This is a genomic window from Carboxylicivirga litoralis (assembly GCF_025499605.1).
Classification (GTDB): Bacteria; Bacteroidota; Bacteroidia; order Bacteroidales; family Marinilabiliaceae; genus Carboxylicivirga; species Carboxylicivirga litoralis.
Genome location: NZ_JAFMVC010000026.1, coordinates 12,248 through 27,073, shown reverse-complemented (window position 1 = coordinate 27,073; position 14,826 = coordinate 12,248). Strand labels below are relative to the sequence as shown.

Annotated in this window: 14 protein-coding genes; 7 read left to right on the top strand and 7 right to left on the bottom strand. The window is 39.1% G+C overall.

Translation table 11 applies throughout. The features are described from left to right. The first annotated feature begins 47 nt into the window (after positions 1 to 47). The 5 genes from J1N10_RS17620 to folK all read left to right on the top strand — a co-directional run bounded on the left by J1N10_RS17620 (position 48) and on the right by folK (position 2,624). A complete protein-coding gene (locus J1N10_RS17620; RefSeq protein ID WP_262328054.1) occupies positions 48 to 548 on the top strand; it encodes a sigma-70 family RNA polymerase sigma factor in 501 nt (166 codons plus the stop codon). A 133-nt stretch (positions 549 to 681) separates the two neighbouring features. After that, the gene (locus tag J1N10_RS17615) at positions 682 to 1,143 is read left to right on the top strand and encodes a GAF domain-containing protein (protein WP_262328053.1); all 462 of its coding nucleotides are present in this window, start codon (positions 682 to 684) and stop codon (positions 1,141 to 1,143) included. After that, positions 1,143 to 1,856, top strand: a complete 714-nt coding sequence (locus J1N10_RS17610) for an SDR family oxidoreductase (protein ID WP_262328052.1) — start codon at positions 1,143 to 1,145, stop codon at positions 1,854 to 1,856. The genes J1N10_RS17615 and J1N10_RS17610 overlap by 1 nt, the downstream gene beginning before the upstream one ends. Before the next feature lie 34 nt (positions 1,857 to 1,890). Then, positions 1,891 to 2,241 (top strand): FolB domain-containing protein, encoded by a 351-nt coding sequence (locus J1N10_RS17605; RefSeq protein ID WP_262328051.1) that lies wholly within the window; start codon positions 1,891 to 1,893, stop codon positions 2,239 to 2,241. Positions 2,242 to 2,243: 2 nt separating this feature from the next. After that, on the top strand, positions 2,244 to 2,624 hold the full coding sequence (folK, locus tag J1N10_RS17600; protein ID WP_262328050.1) for a 2-amino-4-hydroxy-6-hydroxymethyldihydropteridine diphosphokinase: 381 nt from the start codon (positions 2,244 to 2,246) through the stop codon (positions 2,622 to 2,624). Between the two features lie 74 nt (positions 2,625 to 2,698). On the opposite strand, the gene J1N10_RS17595 is transcribed toward folK, so the two are convergent. Then, positions 2,699 to 3,472: a hypothetical protein gene (locus J1N10_RS17595; RefSeq protein ID WP_262328049.1), complete on the bottom strand. Its 774-nt coding sequence runs from the start codon at positions 3,470 to 3,472 to the stop codon at positions 2,699 to 2,701. 226 nt (positions 3,473 to 3,698) lie between these two features. On the opposite strand from J1N10_RS17595, the gene J1N10_RS17590 reads away from it, so the two are divergent. Together J1N10_RS17590 and J1N10_RS17585 are read left to right on the top strand one after the other, a co-directional pair. Next, positions 3,699 to 5,783 (top strand): tetratricopeptide repeat protein, encoded by a 2,085-nt coding sequence (locus tag J1N10_RS17590; RefSeq protein WP_262328048.1) that lies wholly within the window; start codon positions 3,699 to 3,701, stop codon positions 5,781 to 5,783. 13 nt (positions 5,784 to 5,796) lie between these two features. Then, positions 5,797 to 7,185 carry a sigma-54-dependent transcriptional regulator gene (locus J1N10_RS17585; RefSeq protein ID WP_262328047.1) on the top strand — a complete coding sequence of 463 codons (1,389 nt, stop codon included), beginning with the start codon at positions 5,797 to 5,799 and terminating at the stop codon, positions 7,183 to 7,185. 615 nt (positions 7,186 to 7,800) lie between these two features. On the opposite strand, the gene J1N10_RS17580 is transcribed toward J1N10_RS17585, so the two are convergent. The 6 genes from J1N10_RS17580 to J1N10_RS17555 form a co-directional block, all read right to left on the bottom strand. Beyond that, a complete protein-coding gene (locus J1N10_RS17580) occupies positions 7,801 to 9,270 on the bottom strand; it encodes a monomeric [FeFe] hydrogenase (protein ID WP_262328046.1) in 1,470 nt (489 codons plus the stop codon). Next, the gene (locus J1N10_RS17575; protein ID WP_262328045.1) at positions 9,257 to 9,526 is read right to left on the bottom strand and encodes an NAD(P)H-dependent oxidoreductase subunit E; all 270 of its coding nucleotides are present in this window, start codon (positions 9,524 to 9,526) and stop codon (positions 9,257 to 9,259) included. The genes J1N10_RS17580 and J1N10_RS17575 overlap by 14 nt, the downstream gene beginning before the upstream one ends. Positions 9,527 to 9,535: 9 nt before the next feature. Next, positions 9,536 to 10,723 carry a serine/threonine-protein phosphatase gene (locus J1N10_RS17570; protein ID WP_262328044.1) on the bottom strand — a complete coding sequence of 396 codons (1,188 nt, stop codon included), beginning with the start codon at positions 10,721 to 10,723 and terminating at the stop codon, positions 9,536 to 9,538. Continuing rightward, positions 10,716 to 12,434: a [Fe-Fe] hydrogenase large subunit C-terminal domain-containing protein gene (locus tag J1N10_RS17565; protein ID WP_262328043.1), complete on the bottom strand. Its 1,719-nt coding sequence runs from the start codon at positions 12,432 to 12,434 to the stop codon at positions 10,716 to 10,718. The genes J1N10_RS17570 and J1N10_RS17565 overlap by 8 nt, the downstream gene beginning before the upstream one ends. A 5-nt stretch (positions 12,435 to 12,439) precedes the next feature. After that, positions 12,440 to 12,691, bottom strand: coding sequence for a (2Fe-2S) ferredoxin domain-containing protein (locus tag J1N10_RS17560; RefSeq protein ID WP_262328042.1), 252 nt, complete (start codon positions 12,689 to 12,691; stop codon positions 12,440 to 12,442). A 186-nt stretch (positions 12,692 to 12,877) separates the two neighbouring features. Beyond that, positions 12,878 to 14,674, bottom strand: coding sequence for a sigma-54 interaction domain-containing protein (locus J1N10_RS17555; RefSeq protein WP_262328041.1), 1,797 nt, complete (start codon positions 14,672 to 14,674; stop codon positions 12,878 to 12,880). Positions 14,675 to 14,826: the final 152 nt, after the last annotated feature.

The following is a 14,826-nucleotide window of genomic DNA, read 5'->3' as shown; positions in this document are numbered from 1 at the left end:
GATGTATATTTGTTCAATAATTTTGCAACTAAATAAAACACAATAAGATGACCGCAGTTCAATTTGACCAAAAATTATTAAGCATGCAGGATAAGCTGCTTTATTTTGCATTGAGCTTAACAGCAAATGACAACGATGCTCGTGATTTGCTTCAGGAAACAACTTTGAAGGCATTAACATACCGCGAACAATTCGTTAATAACACTAATTTCAAAGCGTGGGTATTTACCATTATGAAGAACACGTTTATTAACAATTATCGCCGCGATCAAAAGACAAGGAATACTTTTGATAGTACTGATGATGCTATTCGTGTGGCTTATAAAAGGAATTACGCATCCGAAACACCTGAAAATGTTTATGCCGTGATGGAGATGAACTCAAAGGTTGAGAAATTAGACGATGAATTCCGAATTCCTTTCAAAATGCATACGCAAGGGTTTAAATACAAGGAAATAGCAGAAAAGATGGATTTACCTATCGGAACAGTAAAAAGTCGTATTTTCTTTACCCGTAAAAAGCTGCAGGAAATGCTAAAAGACAAATAGTGATAATCGAAATAGAATATTAGCCGGTGTAATTTAGTAAATTGCATCGGTTTTTATTTTTAATAGGTTTTTACTTTGGCGAGTTGTCAATCAATCTCATGTCTTTTGTCTAAAATCTAAACATCTCTTTATTATGAAAGAACAAAGCAAGATAAAGCGTTATCAGCGCATATATGAGCAAATAAAACAATTAATAGAAGCTACTGACAATCCGGCTTCACGTATGGCAACCATTAATGCCATTCTTCACCATAAAATGACCGACTTTTATTGGACCGGCTTTTATGAGTTAGTAAACGGTGAATTATTAGTAAGTGCCTACCAGGGGCCAGTTGCTTGTTTAAAGCTTAAAAAAGACACTGGTGTTTGCTGGGCTGGTATTAATCGCAAAGAAACAGTTGTAGTGCCTAATGTGCATGAGTTTTCTGGACATATTGCATGTTCATCAGCCACTAATTCGGAAATTGTAGTACCAGTATTTAACCAAGACAAAGAAGTAATTGCTGTTTTGGATGTGGATAGTAAGGAGTTTAATACTTTTGATGAGATTGATAAGCAAGAGTTGGAAAAAATTGTTGCACTGATATACAGCTAATGAAAGTTCTGATAACAGGCGCGGCTAAGCGCATTGGGAATCATCTGGTCAGGCATTTTGCAGAGATTGGTTATGATGTATTCATCCATGTTAATAAAAGCATAGGTGAAGGCGAGAAGCTGTTGTCAGAATTGAAACTTAGCTATTCGAAGCAATCGTTCCAACTTATTCAATGCAATCTTGCCGATTACGAGAATGTTGAAGAGCAATTTTATCATGCATTTGAAACGTATGGTGTGCCAGATGTTATCATTCATAATGCCAGTTATTATCTCAATAAAAATATGGATGAGACAAGTGTAAGCGACATAACGCAGATGATGGGTATTCATTTGTTTTCGCCTATGCTTATCAATAAAGCCTATAAAGAGCGAGGGGGAAAAGGAAATATTATTTCGATACTGGATACAGCAATTCAAACCAACCAATCGACACATGGCATGTACCTGTTGTCAAAGAAGTCGTTGGCTGATTATACAAAGATGATTGCTCAGGAGTGGGCACCTTTTATTCGGGTAAATGGAATTGCACCAGGACCTGTCCTGCCTCCGGAAGGTAAGGATAATAGTTACTTCAATAAGGTGGTTGACAATACGCCATTGCAAAGACAGGTTGATTTATCCAGCATTTCTGATACCGTTGATTTTATATTGAAGAATAAGAACATGACCGGTCAGATAATCTATTGTGATTCAGGTCAACATTTGTTATAGTAATTCGTTTTATCCTTAGACCAAATAGTACACTATGGGACAATTAAGGATAAAAAATCTGCTTTTAAGAAGTTACGTCGGCTTTAATCCGCATGAGATAGGTAAGCGACAGGATTTGATGCTTAACATTACAATCGATTATATTTCAGGGAAAGAAGAGCTTAGCGATGAGCCGGAAGATGCATTTGACTACCGGACAATCACAAAAGAAATTATCGATAAGGTAGAGCACAGTAAATTTAACCTGCTGGAAGCCATGGCACGCATGGTGCTTGATAGCATAATGAGTTATGAACGCGTGCAGGCTGCCGAGGTGGAAGTGGATAAGCTGCATGCTTTACGATTCTCTGAAAGTGTATCCATTAGTTTGTCTGCTACTAAATAGTTATGGGTGTGCAAGTTGTTATAGGGTTGGGCTCAAACATCAAAGCTGATGTGAACATTCCGAAAGCTATTAGTGAGTTGAAAGCCCTTGGTGAAGTTCTAAAGGAGTCGGAGGTATTGGAAACAAAACCAATTGGCATCACTAATCAGAATGATTTTTCCAATAGTGTAGTACTGATGCAAGTGGAGCTATTAGAATCGAATTTAAAACAAGCACTAAAGCGTATTGAAGATAAGCTGGGGCGGGATAGAAGTCGTCCTAAATTTGGCCCACGCGAGATTGATTTGGACATTATTGTTTATGATGGTGTCATAGTCGATGATGATTACTACTCACGCGATTTCTTGCAAAAATTGGTGGCACAGGTGTGGGCAAAAAAATAGAGTTGGTTCGCCAGAACCAACTCTACACCTTTATCACCATTATTAACCTAACCTTTGCTAGGTATGAAAAGAAATTACAAACTAAAACTCTTACCAACATTAAATGAGAACCACATAAGGTTTTTATCCATGCCTGTTGGTATTAATGCGTCTAAAGTTCTTTGATAATTAACGCTACTTGACAAAGTTATCACCTTCAAGTCAACCGAACATGACAAATGTTGGGAAAAGAATCCCCATCCCGGGTCGATAGCATTGCTAACTGCTCCTCGATTGTTGCTAATCACTGACTTAGCCTCTAAACTTACCTTTTTATATGTTTTGTTAAATTTTATTAAAAATTCATGAATGCCGGCTGCTCTAATGTCCATATCACGACCTAACTGGTGGTAGTAATAGAAATCGTAGCCAGTTGTTATTTTTAAACCTGAGTTTTCAGAAACCAAAACGGGAAGATGAATACCAGCATTATATTTCATGCCTTGGTAATAATCTTGTTTATCCGATTCGTGATTCTCAGGAAGAAACCAATAATTGACATAGCCATGTACGTTGATATTCCAGTTTTGTTCGGCATCAAATAAATTAACACTATGATCTACAATAATATCATATTCGTCTAAGGCAGACAAATATCTATCTGTTGGAATACTGAACCATGCCATTATAGTAGGTCCTTTCTCAATTGTGTAATACACACCAGGTTGATAACATGACTGGTTGTTACTGAGAGTACGACCATGAGCCAGGTAATTCGATGTGATACCTCCATCTATACTTAGTGTACCTTGAGCACCTAACTGCAAGCTTATAATAGCTATGAATGCTATTAATAAACATCTTTTCATTCTGTTCCCTTTAATAATGTAGTTGATAAAATCACGGCAAAAATATATCCCCGACAAATCTGAAACAATGACAATAGCACTGAAAAAAACATGATAAAAATCGCTGTGTTAATAATTGTGAAACAGGAAGTAACCGGCGTTTGCCTAAACTTTTAGTTGCTTCAGGCATTAGATTGAAAAATCTTTTCTACTTTTAAACGACATACATTTATCTTTCTGTAAGCACATGAGTAGTTTAAAGTCGATTTTTCTTCCAATGATTGTACTGCTGCTTTGTTTTGTCTTGCCTCACCAATCATGGAGCCAGGAAGAAACAGAGCGCGATATGCTTGAAAAACTCAAGAATGCATCGAACAAAGAAAAGGTGCAGATTAATAATAAACTTTCTAAGCTTAAAATGTATGACGATCCGCAGAAAGCCATTAGATATGCAGAACAGGCACTGCAGTTAGCCATTCGTATTGATGATAAACGGGGAAAAGCAGAGGCTTATACTAATCTGGGGATGGGATATTACTTCACTAATGACTATGAGCGCCTAAAAGATTCATATCGAAAGTCATTGTCTGCCTATCGTTCTATTGGCGATAACCAAAGTATGTCAACTCTGTCATCGACCTACTTTCGATTAAACCAGTCAGAGAAGGCTTTAAAGAGTTTTAAGCGCTCACTCAATCTTTACATTAAAGACAAAGATTGGCACAATGTGGCCGAGACTTATAAAAAGATGGCTGATGTTTATAAAAACATCACCGACTATTCGAAAGCTTTGTATTACTATGAAGGAGCCCTGAAGATTGTGGAAGAAGGAGAAGGAGATGAATCAAAAGGGGAGATGATTCGTTTATTGGATCAGATAGGGCAGATCTACTTTTTTCAGAAGGAGTTTGATACGGCCTTGATTTATTTTACGCGCATGCAACAAATATTAGAAGAGCGTGGCGACGAGCGGAATATATCAATAGTATTGAGCAATATTGCCAACACCTACTACTCAATGGGAGAGTTGCAGCAGGCGCAACTGTACTATCAGGATGCATTAAAAATGCAGATAGAACAAAATGGTCATTGGGAAGCGGCCATGAGTTTGATGCGCATTGGGATGATTGATGCGAAACAGAAGAAATACCATTCTGCCATTAGAAGTTATAATAAAAGTGTGCGTTTGGCTAAACTAGCAGAAGCCAATGAATTGCTTCGCGATAATTATCTAGTACTATCTGAAGCCTATGAGGCCTTAGGGAATTTTCGGAAAGCCTATGAGTACCGTATTCAATATTCTGATTTGTCAGAGACAATGGTGATGGAAGAAAACATTACCAATTTTGTTGATGCCATGGCGCTTCAGGCTTTAGAGGAGAAAAAACGCGAGAATGAAATTCTTCAGACAAAGAATAAAAACTACTTGCTTGAGCTGGAAAAGGAAAACCTTATCCGTTGGCGCTTATCTTTTGGCTTTACGATTCTGATAATTTCTATCCTTGTTTTCGTCACCTATTATCGATATTACCTCAAAGGGCAGGAAAATAAAAACCTGGAACGGCGTATTGCAGAAGCATTGAAAAAACAGGAAGAACAGCAGCAAATTATTATGCACCAGAGCAGCTTGACATCACTGGGAGAGTTGGCCGCTGGTATTGCCCACGAAATTAATCAACCCGTACAAAACATTTCCTTATCAGCCGAAAGCATTAAGTATGAGTTGGAGGAAGAAAATGCAGATAAGGGTTTTCTCAATAAATCGGTTAACGAAATATTTGAGGATATTGTGCGCGTGCGACAGATAGTTGACCATATTCGTATTTTTAGTAGTGGACAAAAAGATGAAGTAGAGGAGGAATTCGATGTGAGCGAATGTGTCAAAGCAGCATCATCGATGATTGGAAGTCAGTATGCTAATCACCACATTCATTTATCGATGGATTTGTCGGATAATTTGCCGTGCGTGTTGGGTAATCCGCATAAGCTTGAACAGGTCATTCATAATTTATTGTCCAATGCCAAAGATGCGGTTGAAGAACGAAGATTAACAGAGCCGGAATTAAAAATGAAAGTTGAAATCTCAACGTATTACCAGAACGAAAATGTGTATTTAAAGATAAAAGATAATGGCGTTGGTATCTCGCAAAATCGTAAAACAGATATTTTCTTGCCTTTTGTGACAAGCAAGCAGCTGGGTAAAGGAACCGGATTGGGCTTGTCCATTTCCTATAGTCTCATCAAAGAAATGCGGGGGCGAATAGAAGTTGAAAGCCAATCAGGAAAAGGAACATCGATGCTGGTAATATTACCATTAGCCGAAAATTTATAGAAACCAAGAACGAATGAACGACTTAAAAGTACTCATACTGGATGATGAATCCAGAATTACCGAGAAACTAAAATATCACCTTGAGAAACGAAAATTTAAGGTTTTTACAGCCAATACGCCCAATGATGGTTTTGCTATACTGGAAAAGGAGCGACCGGGCGTATTGATTTTGGATGTGATGCTGCCAGGCATGAATGGGCTGGATATCCTAAAAAAAGTAAAGGCAGAATATCCTAACCTGGAAATCATCATGATTAGTGGTTATGGTGATATGGACATGGTGATAGAAGCCATGCGTCAAGGGGCCTCTGATTTTATTCGTAAACCCTTTCAAATCATGGACATTCAACTGGCCATTGAGCGTACTGAGAAATTTCTGATGATGCAATCGAAACTGGAAGCGGCTGAGAACAGAGGTGTTCTCGTATCAAAAGAGTTGGAAGGCATGATTGAGAAAGATTTTGTGGGCGAGAGTAAGCAGATTAAAACAGTGCTGAAAATGGCGCTGAAAGCAGCTGAAGATGGCGATGTCAATGTGCTCGTGACAGGTGAAAACGGAACGGGTAAAGAAATCATTTCGCGCATCATTCACTTTGGAAGTCCGCGCAAAAAACAGGTGTTTGCACCGGTCAACAGCTCGGCCATTCCTGAGTCGTTGCTCGAAAGTGAGTTTTTTGGGCATGTTAAAGGAGCTTTTACCGATGCTCGTGATGAAAAAAAGGGTTATTTCGAACTGGCTAATAAAGGAACCTTGTTTTTAGATGAGATTGCTGATATGCCCTATGCTCTTCAGGCTAAATTGCTGCGTGCCATTGAAGAAAACCGCATAAAGCGGGTTGGTAGTAATAAGGAAATTCCCGTTGATGTGCGCATCATTTCCGCCACTAACAAAAATATTGAAGAACTCATCAATGAAAAGCAGTTTCGCATTGATTTATTTCATCGTATCAATACCATTGAGATTAATATTCCTCCATTGCGCGAAAGACCTGAAGATTTGCGACCATTACTAGAACATTTTGTAACAAGTATTGCAAAGAAGAAAGGCAAGAAAGCACCTCAAATATCAATGGCTTTGGTTAATAAATTGAAGAGTTATCGTTTTCCGGGTAATGTGCGTGAGCTGAGAAATATGGTGGAGCGGGCGATGATATTATCGGATAATACGAGTCTGTTACCTGAGGATTTTCCACTACGAGGAGAGGATACTTCCAATGCTGCACATGCAATAAATGGTAATTTAAACTTGGACGAAAACGAGATGCAGTTGATTGAAGCCGCTTTAAAAGAAACTGACTTTAATCAAACGCGTGCTGCTACTTTACTGGGCATAAGTCGTGATGCCTTAAAACGAAAAATTAAGAAGTTTGGAATTGAAATAACAAAAGGGTTGGGAGAATAGGTGTTTAGGTTGATAGGTCAGTAAAACAATAGGGTGGTAGCTCAGTTGAGGAACTGGTAAACTGTCGAATTGAAAAACTGAGGCTCTGTATAATCTTTAGTGGGTAATGATTTTTGATTACGCTGACTCTGCTGGCCTACGGCAAAAAAAGGATTGATATTTCTAATGTTGCTTAGTGAGACCGGGAAGCTGAGAACTTGTTCGAAGATCACCCGGCCGAAGTTAGTAACAGTAATAATATCAATGTTTTTTGCAGTTAGCCTTGATTTTTTTGTTTCGTTTTTGCATTAAGGCAAAAATGAAAAGCCTGTCCGGCTAGAGGACTATGATATGAGAATAGGCATGACTTACCTATTGTAATGCAAAATAGGACCAAAATTGATATATTTGATTGGCATCTCCCGCCAACTTTTCCTTTCAGTCGAGTGTTCGTTTGATGTTCCGTTGAAGCTGCTTCTTGCGCTTAAATCTAACATCTCTTCATCTCCATATCATAAATCATCAATGAAAAAGCCCATCCGGCATGTGGAAACCGAATGGGCTTTATAACCAAAAGGAATGTATAAAAAATAATCGAATGGGTTTAGTGTTGCTCGTTAGCAATCGTCCAGTCGCTTATGCATTTATTTCTTCAACAGTTTGTTTTTGTTCAATTTCGCGCATGGCTTTTTTCAGGTTGTTTTGACTCACTTTAAGCGGTGAAACATTAACCGGACCATTGATGCACCCATTTTCGCAAGCCATCACTTCATAAAATGAAGCATCAGTGCTTTTCTTCTTGGGCAATGATTTTAACAAACGAATATTCTTCTTGTCAATGCCGTCAATTAATTCAGTTTCAATATTGTGTTCAGTTGATAATGCCGTTTTAATCGCATTTGTAACGCCACCCGATGAGGCATAGCCACGGCTTTCGGGCCTTACGATTTCAGCCACCACCGAGTCGTCATTGTTAGTGGCAAAATCAATTTTTAATGCCGCAAATAAAGCGCCTAACTCTTCGGTTGTGATGACATAATCCACGTTGGGATTTTTGTAGGCTTCGGTTCGTTTGGCCAGGCAAGGACCAATAAAAACCGCTTTGTGATCAGGATAACGTTCCTTGGCCAGTTGGGCTGTATAAGCCATTGGCGAAGGGGTGTCGCTTACGTATGGTTTTAACTCAGTTGCATGTTTTTCTGTAAACTCAATGTATGAAGGGCAGCATGATGTGGTCATAAACCTGGCCCCTTCATCCAATCGTTCTAATAATTCATTGGTTTCATGGTCGGTGGTCATATTGGCGCCCTCGGCCACTTCCATCACTTCATCAAAACCAATAGCTTTTATGCTGCTCAATATCTGTGATGCACTGGCCTTAAACTGGCTTAGTATGGCAGGTGCCACCATTGCTACTGTTTTTTCTTTCTGGTGCTTAATGTTATAAAAAAGATTTAGAATTTGTGACTTCTCAGATATAGCTCCAAATGGGCAAGCAGTCATGCATTTGCCACAATGAATGCACTTTTCAAAATCTATCTCTTCAATACCATCTTCATTTTTACGAATAGCTTTCACCGGGCACGATTCTTCGCAAGGAACCGGTAAATAAGCAATGGCATGGAAGGGGCAAGCTTTTTGACAAATACCACAGTTGACGCATTTTTGATGGTCGATGTTGGCCTTGCCATTAATTACCATAATGGCATCTTTAGGGCAGTTTACCTGGCACGGACGACCTTCGCAACCCTGGCAAAGATTACTCACGGTGTAATTAACTTGCACGCATGAACTACATGCTTCATCAACCACGGTTAAGAAATTGCCATTTTGTGTATAGCCTTCTAACGCCTGCACAGCGTATTCTTTCAATGGTGTTAGTTCATCTTCTTCATCGGCAATGTTAAAGCCGAGCAAAGCCATGATTTTGTACTTAATTACAGCCCGATCTTTGTGTACACAGCATCGAATAGGTGAGTTGGTGCGCGGGCGCATCTCCACCGGTATGCGGTCGATTTTATCTAATAAAGAATCGTTGTCGAGCAGTTGAATTAATCGTACAAGTAATTCACGTTTGGTTATAACAGCATTGTTATAATAGGTCATTATCTTCGAGTGTTAGTAGTTTTTTTATGATTTTTTGAGTTGTTGCATTATCCAGTTCTTCACCATTGATTAGAACGCAAGGGTGAATTTTTTCGTTCGAGTCGCATCTTCCAAAGCAAGGAATACCTTCAATGCTTACCTTGTCTTTTAGTTGAAAAGGCAGGCTGTCATTAAGCAAATGCAGTTCGGCACCGCCCATGATATAGCACATGGTGCCACAGCATATCTGAACTTTATATTTGATTGGATTAAGCATGTTATAGGGTTATAAATATTCTATTTCAATGGTTTTTAAGAATTTTCCTTCCAGTAGATTGGCGATTTTTTTTACAATATTTCGTCTAATCTCCAGCTCTACAGGTAAGTTAGGATCCTGGTGTGCATTATTGATTTGCGTACCTGCTAAAATTAAAATGGAATCACTGTTTAGTAGAAGCTTCACCATTTGTTCAGCCGGACCATCGCCGTTAATGGTATTGGTATTTAGTTGCTCAAGTAATGATGATACTTTGCCTAGCGTTAAAATACCTTCAGTTATCAAATCGATGCCTTCCATCTCAGCTACAGGCGGCAATTCAGGATTGTAATTATTAAGCTCGATATGAATCTGCCGATCCAACTCACGTGAGATAATTTTTGACGTGGTTCCTCCGCAGATAACTTTCTTTCCTCTAAAGTTATCAACACGATCAGCCAAAACCGCATCGTAGTTTTTATAATATGGAGGGCCTGAAGCTAGCACCATTTTGCGAGGTTCTCGACAATAGATAACCTGGCAGGTGGAATCGTCTTTAAATTGGTCAGCATCGTTGGCCTTAGCCCGTTGCATAATTTTTCTGGCTAATTGTCGAGCCGATATATTAGGGTTTTGCTTGATGTTTTCTTTGATAAATGTTTTCAGACCATCACTACCCCAGCCAAAAGGCATCTTGCTGGTGCCCATGCCCGATTGTGTAATACCATCAGAGACCATAATGATACGATCCTCTTTTTGTAATTTGATGTTCGAATAATGTACATCAGCAGCTATGCTGTCGGGGCGATTAATGGTTTTAATTTCACGCTGTAAATCAATGAAATCACCATTTCTGTAGATTAACACTGGTGGATTGTCAAACTCAACAATGCAAGCGTCGCCTTCGCAGTTAATATCCAAGATGCTAAATGTTGAGTAGCTTATCTGGCGCTTCGAATCAACAGGGAGCGTCTTCATTATAAAGTTTGATGTATGTTCAAGAGGGTCGTTCTTAGCGGTGAACTGTAGAGCCATACTGGTAGTCATGGTGGCTAGTATGTTGGCTTTGACACCAGAGCCCAAACCGTCAGATAGAACGGTTATTAAACGATCTTCCTCTTTAATTTTTCGAGATTCGCATGAATCACCACACACATTTTCCAGTGCCTTACATTCCTGGCATAATTCTGCCTCTATATAAAAATGCCTGTTATGCATTCTCTTGGTTTTGAGCGTCTAATATTGAGTTCAACAAAGAGTCGGTGTACGATGCATTTTCACCCAATAAGAAGGCTATTTTCTGAACCGTCTCCATGTTCTTCTTAATTACATCGCGCGTGCGTTTCTCAACAATATCCTTTCTAAATTCAGGTTGATGGGCACTTTGAATAATACCTGTTACCAGTTTGTGCTTTTGTATGTTGAAAATAGATAGCTGAAGTTTTTGCTCATTTTCTGTCACAGATAATTCGTAGTATTCTTTACCCGTTATGAGTGCTGTTTTAAATAATTTTGCAAAAGAACCTAGTTTATTTAGTTCGGCACCACGCATGCCCGGGTTAGCCTCGAAGCATAACTCCGTTTCAGTACCCATTAAGCGGGCAAAGCTGGCATTCATCTCCACCACTTTGTATTCATCATCGATGATTACCACGCCAGATGGAATCTTTTGCAGTAAAATAGTTGCTTTGTGGTGAGCTACCATTCGCATATAAGATACGCACATAGCCGTTTCGGCATTACCTGATAGTAGTGCTTGTGCAAAATCGCGGCAAGTGTCGTATCCACAACCACTGCAGTTTAATTCATCGGCAACGCTTGTTTTGCCAATGCTGTGCAATGCTTCTTTTACATCTTCAGCATTAAATTGTTTAGTTTCAACCGTATTTATATTGAAGAAATCGCGCTCAATGTTAAAGACCTGTTCTTCTTTAATGCAGCTTTCGGTTGTTTGTGTTCGGCACACAAAACTATTGCGTATGTTTAAGTGTTTACCGGCAATGTTTTCCTGGTTGCTCATTCCTGGTCCGTTCAAACAGCCTGTTTCACAGGCAAGTAGTTCTAAGAATAGCGGACTGTCTTTGCCATACTGTTCCAGGTTGTCCAATACATTTCGAACCATCTTTTGCCCAGTAAAACTCATAAAAGTGCTTTCACCACTATTGTTTTCTCGCTTAATGGTTTCTACCATGCCACCATCCAGAGGGTAGATAACACCGTCGCGAGCCTGATAGGGGACAAAACCTGATTCGCCAACTGTTTCTGTGTCTTCAATTTGAATATCTTCTTGCTTAAACCACTCGCTTAGCTCCTTGAACGTAAGGGATACGTCAACTAAGTCGGAGGCATCGGCTTCTGATTTTTTAGCGATGCATGGACCAATAAAAACAACACCGATTTCATCGCCATACCAATGTTTTAGCATACGGGCGTGGGTCAGCATTGGTGACATATATGGTGTGATGGCCATCGTGTGTTGAGGATAATATTTTCTAATAAGCTCAACAACAACGGGACAAGCTGATGATATATAGGTTCCGTTTTGTCGAACTTTCAGGTACTGAGCAATTTGTTTAGACACCTCCTGAGCACCAATAGCTGTCTCTGATATGCCTTTAAAACCAAGTTGTTCAAGAGCGTTTAATAATGGTTGGGTTGTAGTGCCATACTCAGCAACAAATGAAGGGGCTAACGATACGTAGACCTCTTTTCTGTCTTTTATGAGTTGCTTGGCTCTTGAAATGCCATCACGTACTTTTTTAGCTCCCGATGGGCAAATGGCTACGCAATGCCCACAGTAAATGCATAGTTCATCAATAACCGAAGCCCTATTGTCAGTTACTTTTATTGCTTTTGTCGGACATTCACGAATGCATTTATAGCAATCTTTGCAGTCGTTGGTTTCAGTGTAAATTGGTTTTAAAGGCATGGCATCTAATTGAAATGGTGACTTAATATAGAAGGAAGGTTACTTTGAGTAACTCCTTCATATTCTATCTCATCAATTTCAATCACAGGCCCTCTTTTACACATGTCATTGCATAAGTGGCCTCTGAAATCAATTTGTGAATCAATCTTACGTTCTTTTAGAAAATCCTGAATGGCTTTCAGGTTTTCGGCATTTCCCCTTGAGTGGCATGAGCTGCCAAGGCAAATAAGAATTTTGTGATTTGCTTTTGATTCCATGTTCCGCATTTTAATGGCTTTGTTTCAAGGTGCTTGCCAAAAATGCTTAAACGCTGAAATTCTATGATTTACAGATTTATTTCTTTAATAGGAGAAGAGAGTCAATAATTTAGTGTACTAAAAAAATACACTAAGCTCGAAGTGGTGTCATGAAACATGACAGTGTTGCAAAATAGGACAGATGATTTATGTTAGCCCTATATTGTACTTTTTGAGTTTTAGATAAAGCGTATTTCTGCTCAAGCCAAGTGATTGGGCCGAGTGTGTCATGTTGTTGTTAAAATGTCGAAGTGTTCGGATGATTAGATCTCGTTCCATTTCTTTAACAGAAGTCAGGATTTCATTTTGAGCCGAGGTTTCACTATTTGTTAAGGCAGGTTTTGGTGAAGTAGACCGTGCTTCCTTCTTAAGATTTTCAAATGATATTTCTCCATCGAGAATGACATATTGCTCAATAGCATTCTCTAATTCGCGAATATTGCCCGGCCAATCATAATCCAAAAATTGCTGAAGTGTTGAGTAACGAATCTGAGGGACTTCTTTCTGAAGGCGAACCGATTTTTTGTTGAGGAAGAAGCGAATGAGTGAAGGTAAATCCTCCATGCGATCACGCAAAGCAGGAATCTTTAATGGAATAACACTTAAACGATAATATAAGTCTAACCTGAAATTACCTTTGTCAACTTCAGTTTTCAGATTTTTATTGGTAGCTGCAATTATTCTTACATCCACAGGAATGGTTTTTTCACCACCAACACGAGTAATGGCACTTTCCTGGATAGCTCTTAGTAATTTAACCTGAACCTCTGGTTTCATATCTCCCACTTCGTCCAGAAATAGTGTGCCGCCATTGGCCAGCTCAAATTTACCTGGATGACCGCCTTTTTTTGCTCCTGTAAATGCCCCATCATCATAGCCGAAAAGTTCACTTTCAATAAGATTGTCGCTAATGGCGGCACAGTTAATGGCCACAAAGCCTTTGTCGTGTCGACTACTGGCATTGTGTATGCTTTGTGCAAATACTTCCTTTCCCGTTCCGCTTTCTGCCTCAATCAAAATGGTTGATGGACTATCTGAAATATTCTGGGCATAATCAACCAGCTTACGCATTTGCTGGCTTTTGGCAATGATGTCTTTAAAGGTAAAGCGAGCCTGCATGCCAGTGTATTTATTCACGAGGTGGTAAACATTCTCCAACTCTCGGATGGCAATCACTAAACCAATAAGTTTTACATTTTCCTGGTCAAGAATAGGGGTAACGGTGACATTGAATTTTGCTTTACGGTCGGCCGTATTAATGGCAATCTCTTCATTAAGGAATTTCTCGCCTGAGCTTACCAGTTGATAGATGTTATTCCAGTTTGGAATCAGATTCTTAATTGGAATTTTCAACAGCTCACGTCTCCTGATGTTTATCCACTGGCACGCCTGGTTGTTAGCGTATTTGATGTTTCCTCTGGTACTAACAGATATAACACCCACCTTTAGGGCATTCATCATTGCAAAAGTAAACTGGTGCGTATCGTCCATTTGCTTTTGCATGCTCACATCTTTTATCTCGGCATTAATGCTGGTGTCTATGGCGGCAAGCGCCATTTGTAACCAGGGATAATCAATGTCGATTGATGATATCAGGAAAATCTGGTGGACAAAATTTTTACTTCTATTTTGGTATTTAACAAGATTATAAACAGAATTGCCTAGAGTGATCATTCCCTGCTCATTGGGTTTCTCCCATTTAATTCGTTCGGCAATCATCAACCAATTTTGAGCTTTCTTTAATTGGAATTTCTTTGAAAATACCAGATTACCATATAAATGCGTAATCAGTCCCTGTTCATTTACAACAATCAGTTTAAAACAGGCGCTATCCATGTTTTTAACAAATTGATTTAAGGCATTTGTTAGTGCATTGCTATGTGCAAAGTTGAAATCGCTTGTTGGCATTTCGCTTGTTGTAATATTGATTCGTTTCAGCCACAAAATTAATCTTTTTGAGGAGAATAGGTGTATTGATAAGCTTACTGTTTTCGCCCACCTGGGCGCGAATATATAACAGTAAGATTATGTCCGCAGTATAAGCTGAAGTTTTTAAGCTGAATTTTAAGTAGTACATTATGAGGGGTTTGTAGTAG

Bases quoted from the DNA above. Each gene is read 5' to 3' on its own strand.
- J1N10_RS17620 (WP_262328054.1), top strand. From the start codon at position 48: ATGACCGCAGTTCAATTTGACCAAAAATTATTAAGCATGCAGGATAAG.
- J1N10_RS17615 (WP_262328053.1), top strand. From the start codon at position 682: ATGAAAGAACAAAGCAAGATAAAGCGTTATCAGCGCATATATGAGCAA.
- J1N10_RS17610 (WP_262328052.1), top strand. From the start codon at position 1,143: ATGAAAGTTCTGATAACAGGCGCGGCTAAGCGCATTGGGAATCATCTG.
- J1N10_RS17605 (WP_262328051.1), top strand. From the start codon at position 1,891: ATGGGACAATTAAGGATAAAAAATCTGCTTTTAAGAAGTTACGTCGGC.
- folK (WP_262328050.1), top strand. From the start codon at position 2,244: ATGGGTGTGCAAGTTGTTATAGGGTTGGGCTCAAACATCAAAGCTGAT.
- J1N10_RS17595 (WP_262328049.1), bottom strand. From the start codon at position 3,472: ATGAAAAGATGTTTATTAATAGCATTCATAGCTATTATAAGCTTGCAG.
- J1N10_RS17590 (WP_262328048.1), top strand. From the start codon at position 3,699: ATGAGTAGTTTAAAGTCGATTTTTCTTCCAATGATTGTACTGCTGCTT.
- J1N10_RS17585 (WP_262328047.1), top strand. From the start codon at position 5,797: ATGAACGACTTAAAAGTACTCATACTGGATGATGAATCCAGAATTACC.
- J1N10_RS17580 (WP_262328046.1), bottom strand. From the start codon at position 9,270: ATGACCTATTATAACAATGCTGTTATAACCAAACGTGAATTACTTGTA.
- J1N10_RS17575 (WP_262328045.1), bottom strand. From the start codon at position 9,526: ATGCTTAATCCAATCAAATATAAAGTTCAGATATGCTGTGGCACCATG.
- J1N10_RS17570 (WP_262328044.1), bottom strand. From the start codon at position 10,723: ATGCATAACAGGCATTTTTATATAGAGGCAGAATTATGCCAGGAATGT.
- J1N10_RS17565 (WP_262328043.1), bottom strand. From the start codon at position 12,434: ATGCCTTTAAAACCAATTTACACTGAAACCAACGACTGCAAAGATTGC.
- J1N10_RS17560 (WP_262328042.1), bottom strand. From the start codon at position 12,691: ATGGAATCAAAAGCAAATCACAAAATTCTTATTTGCCTTGGCAGCTCA.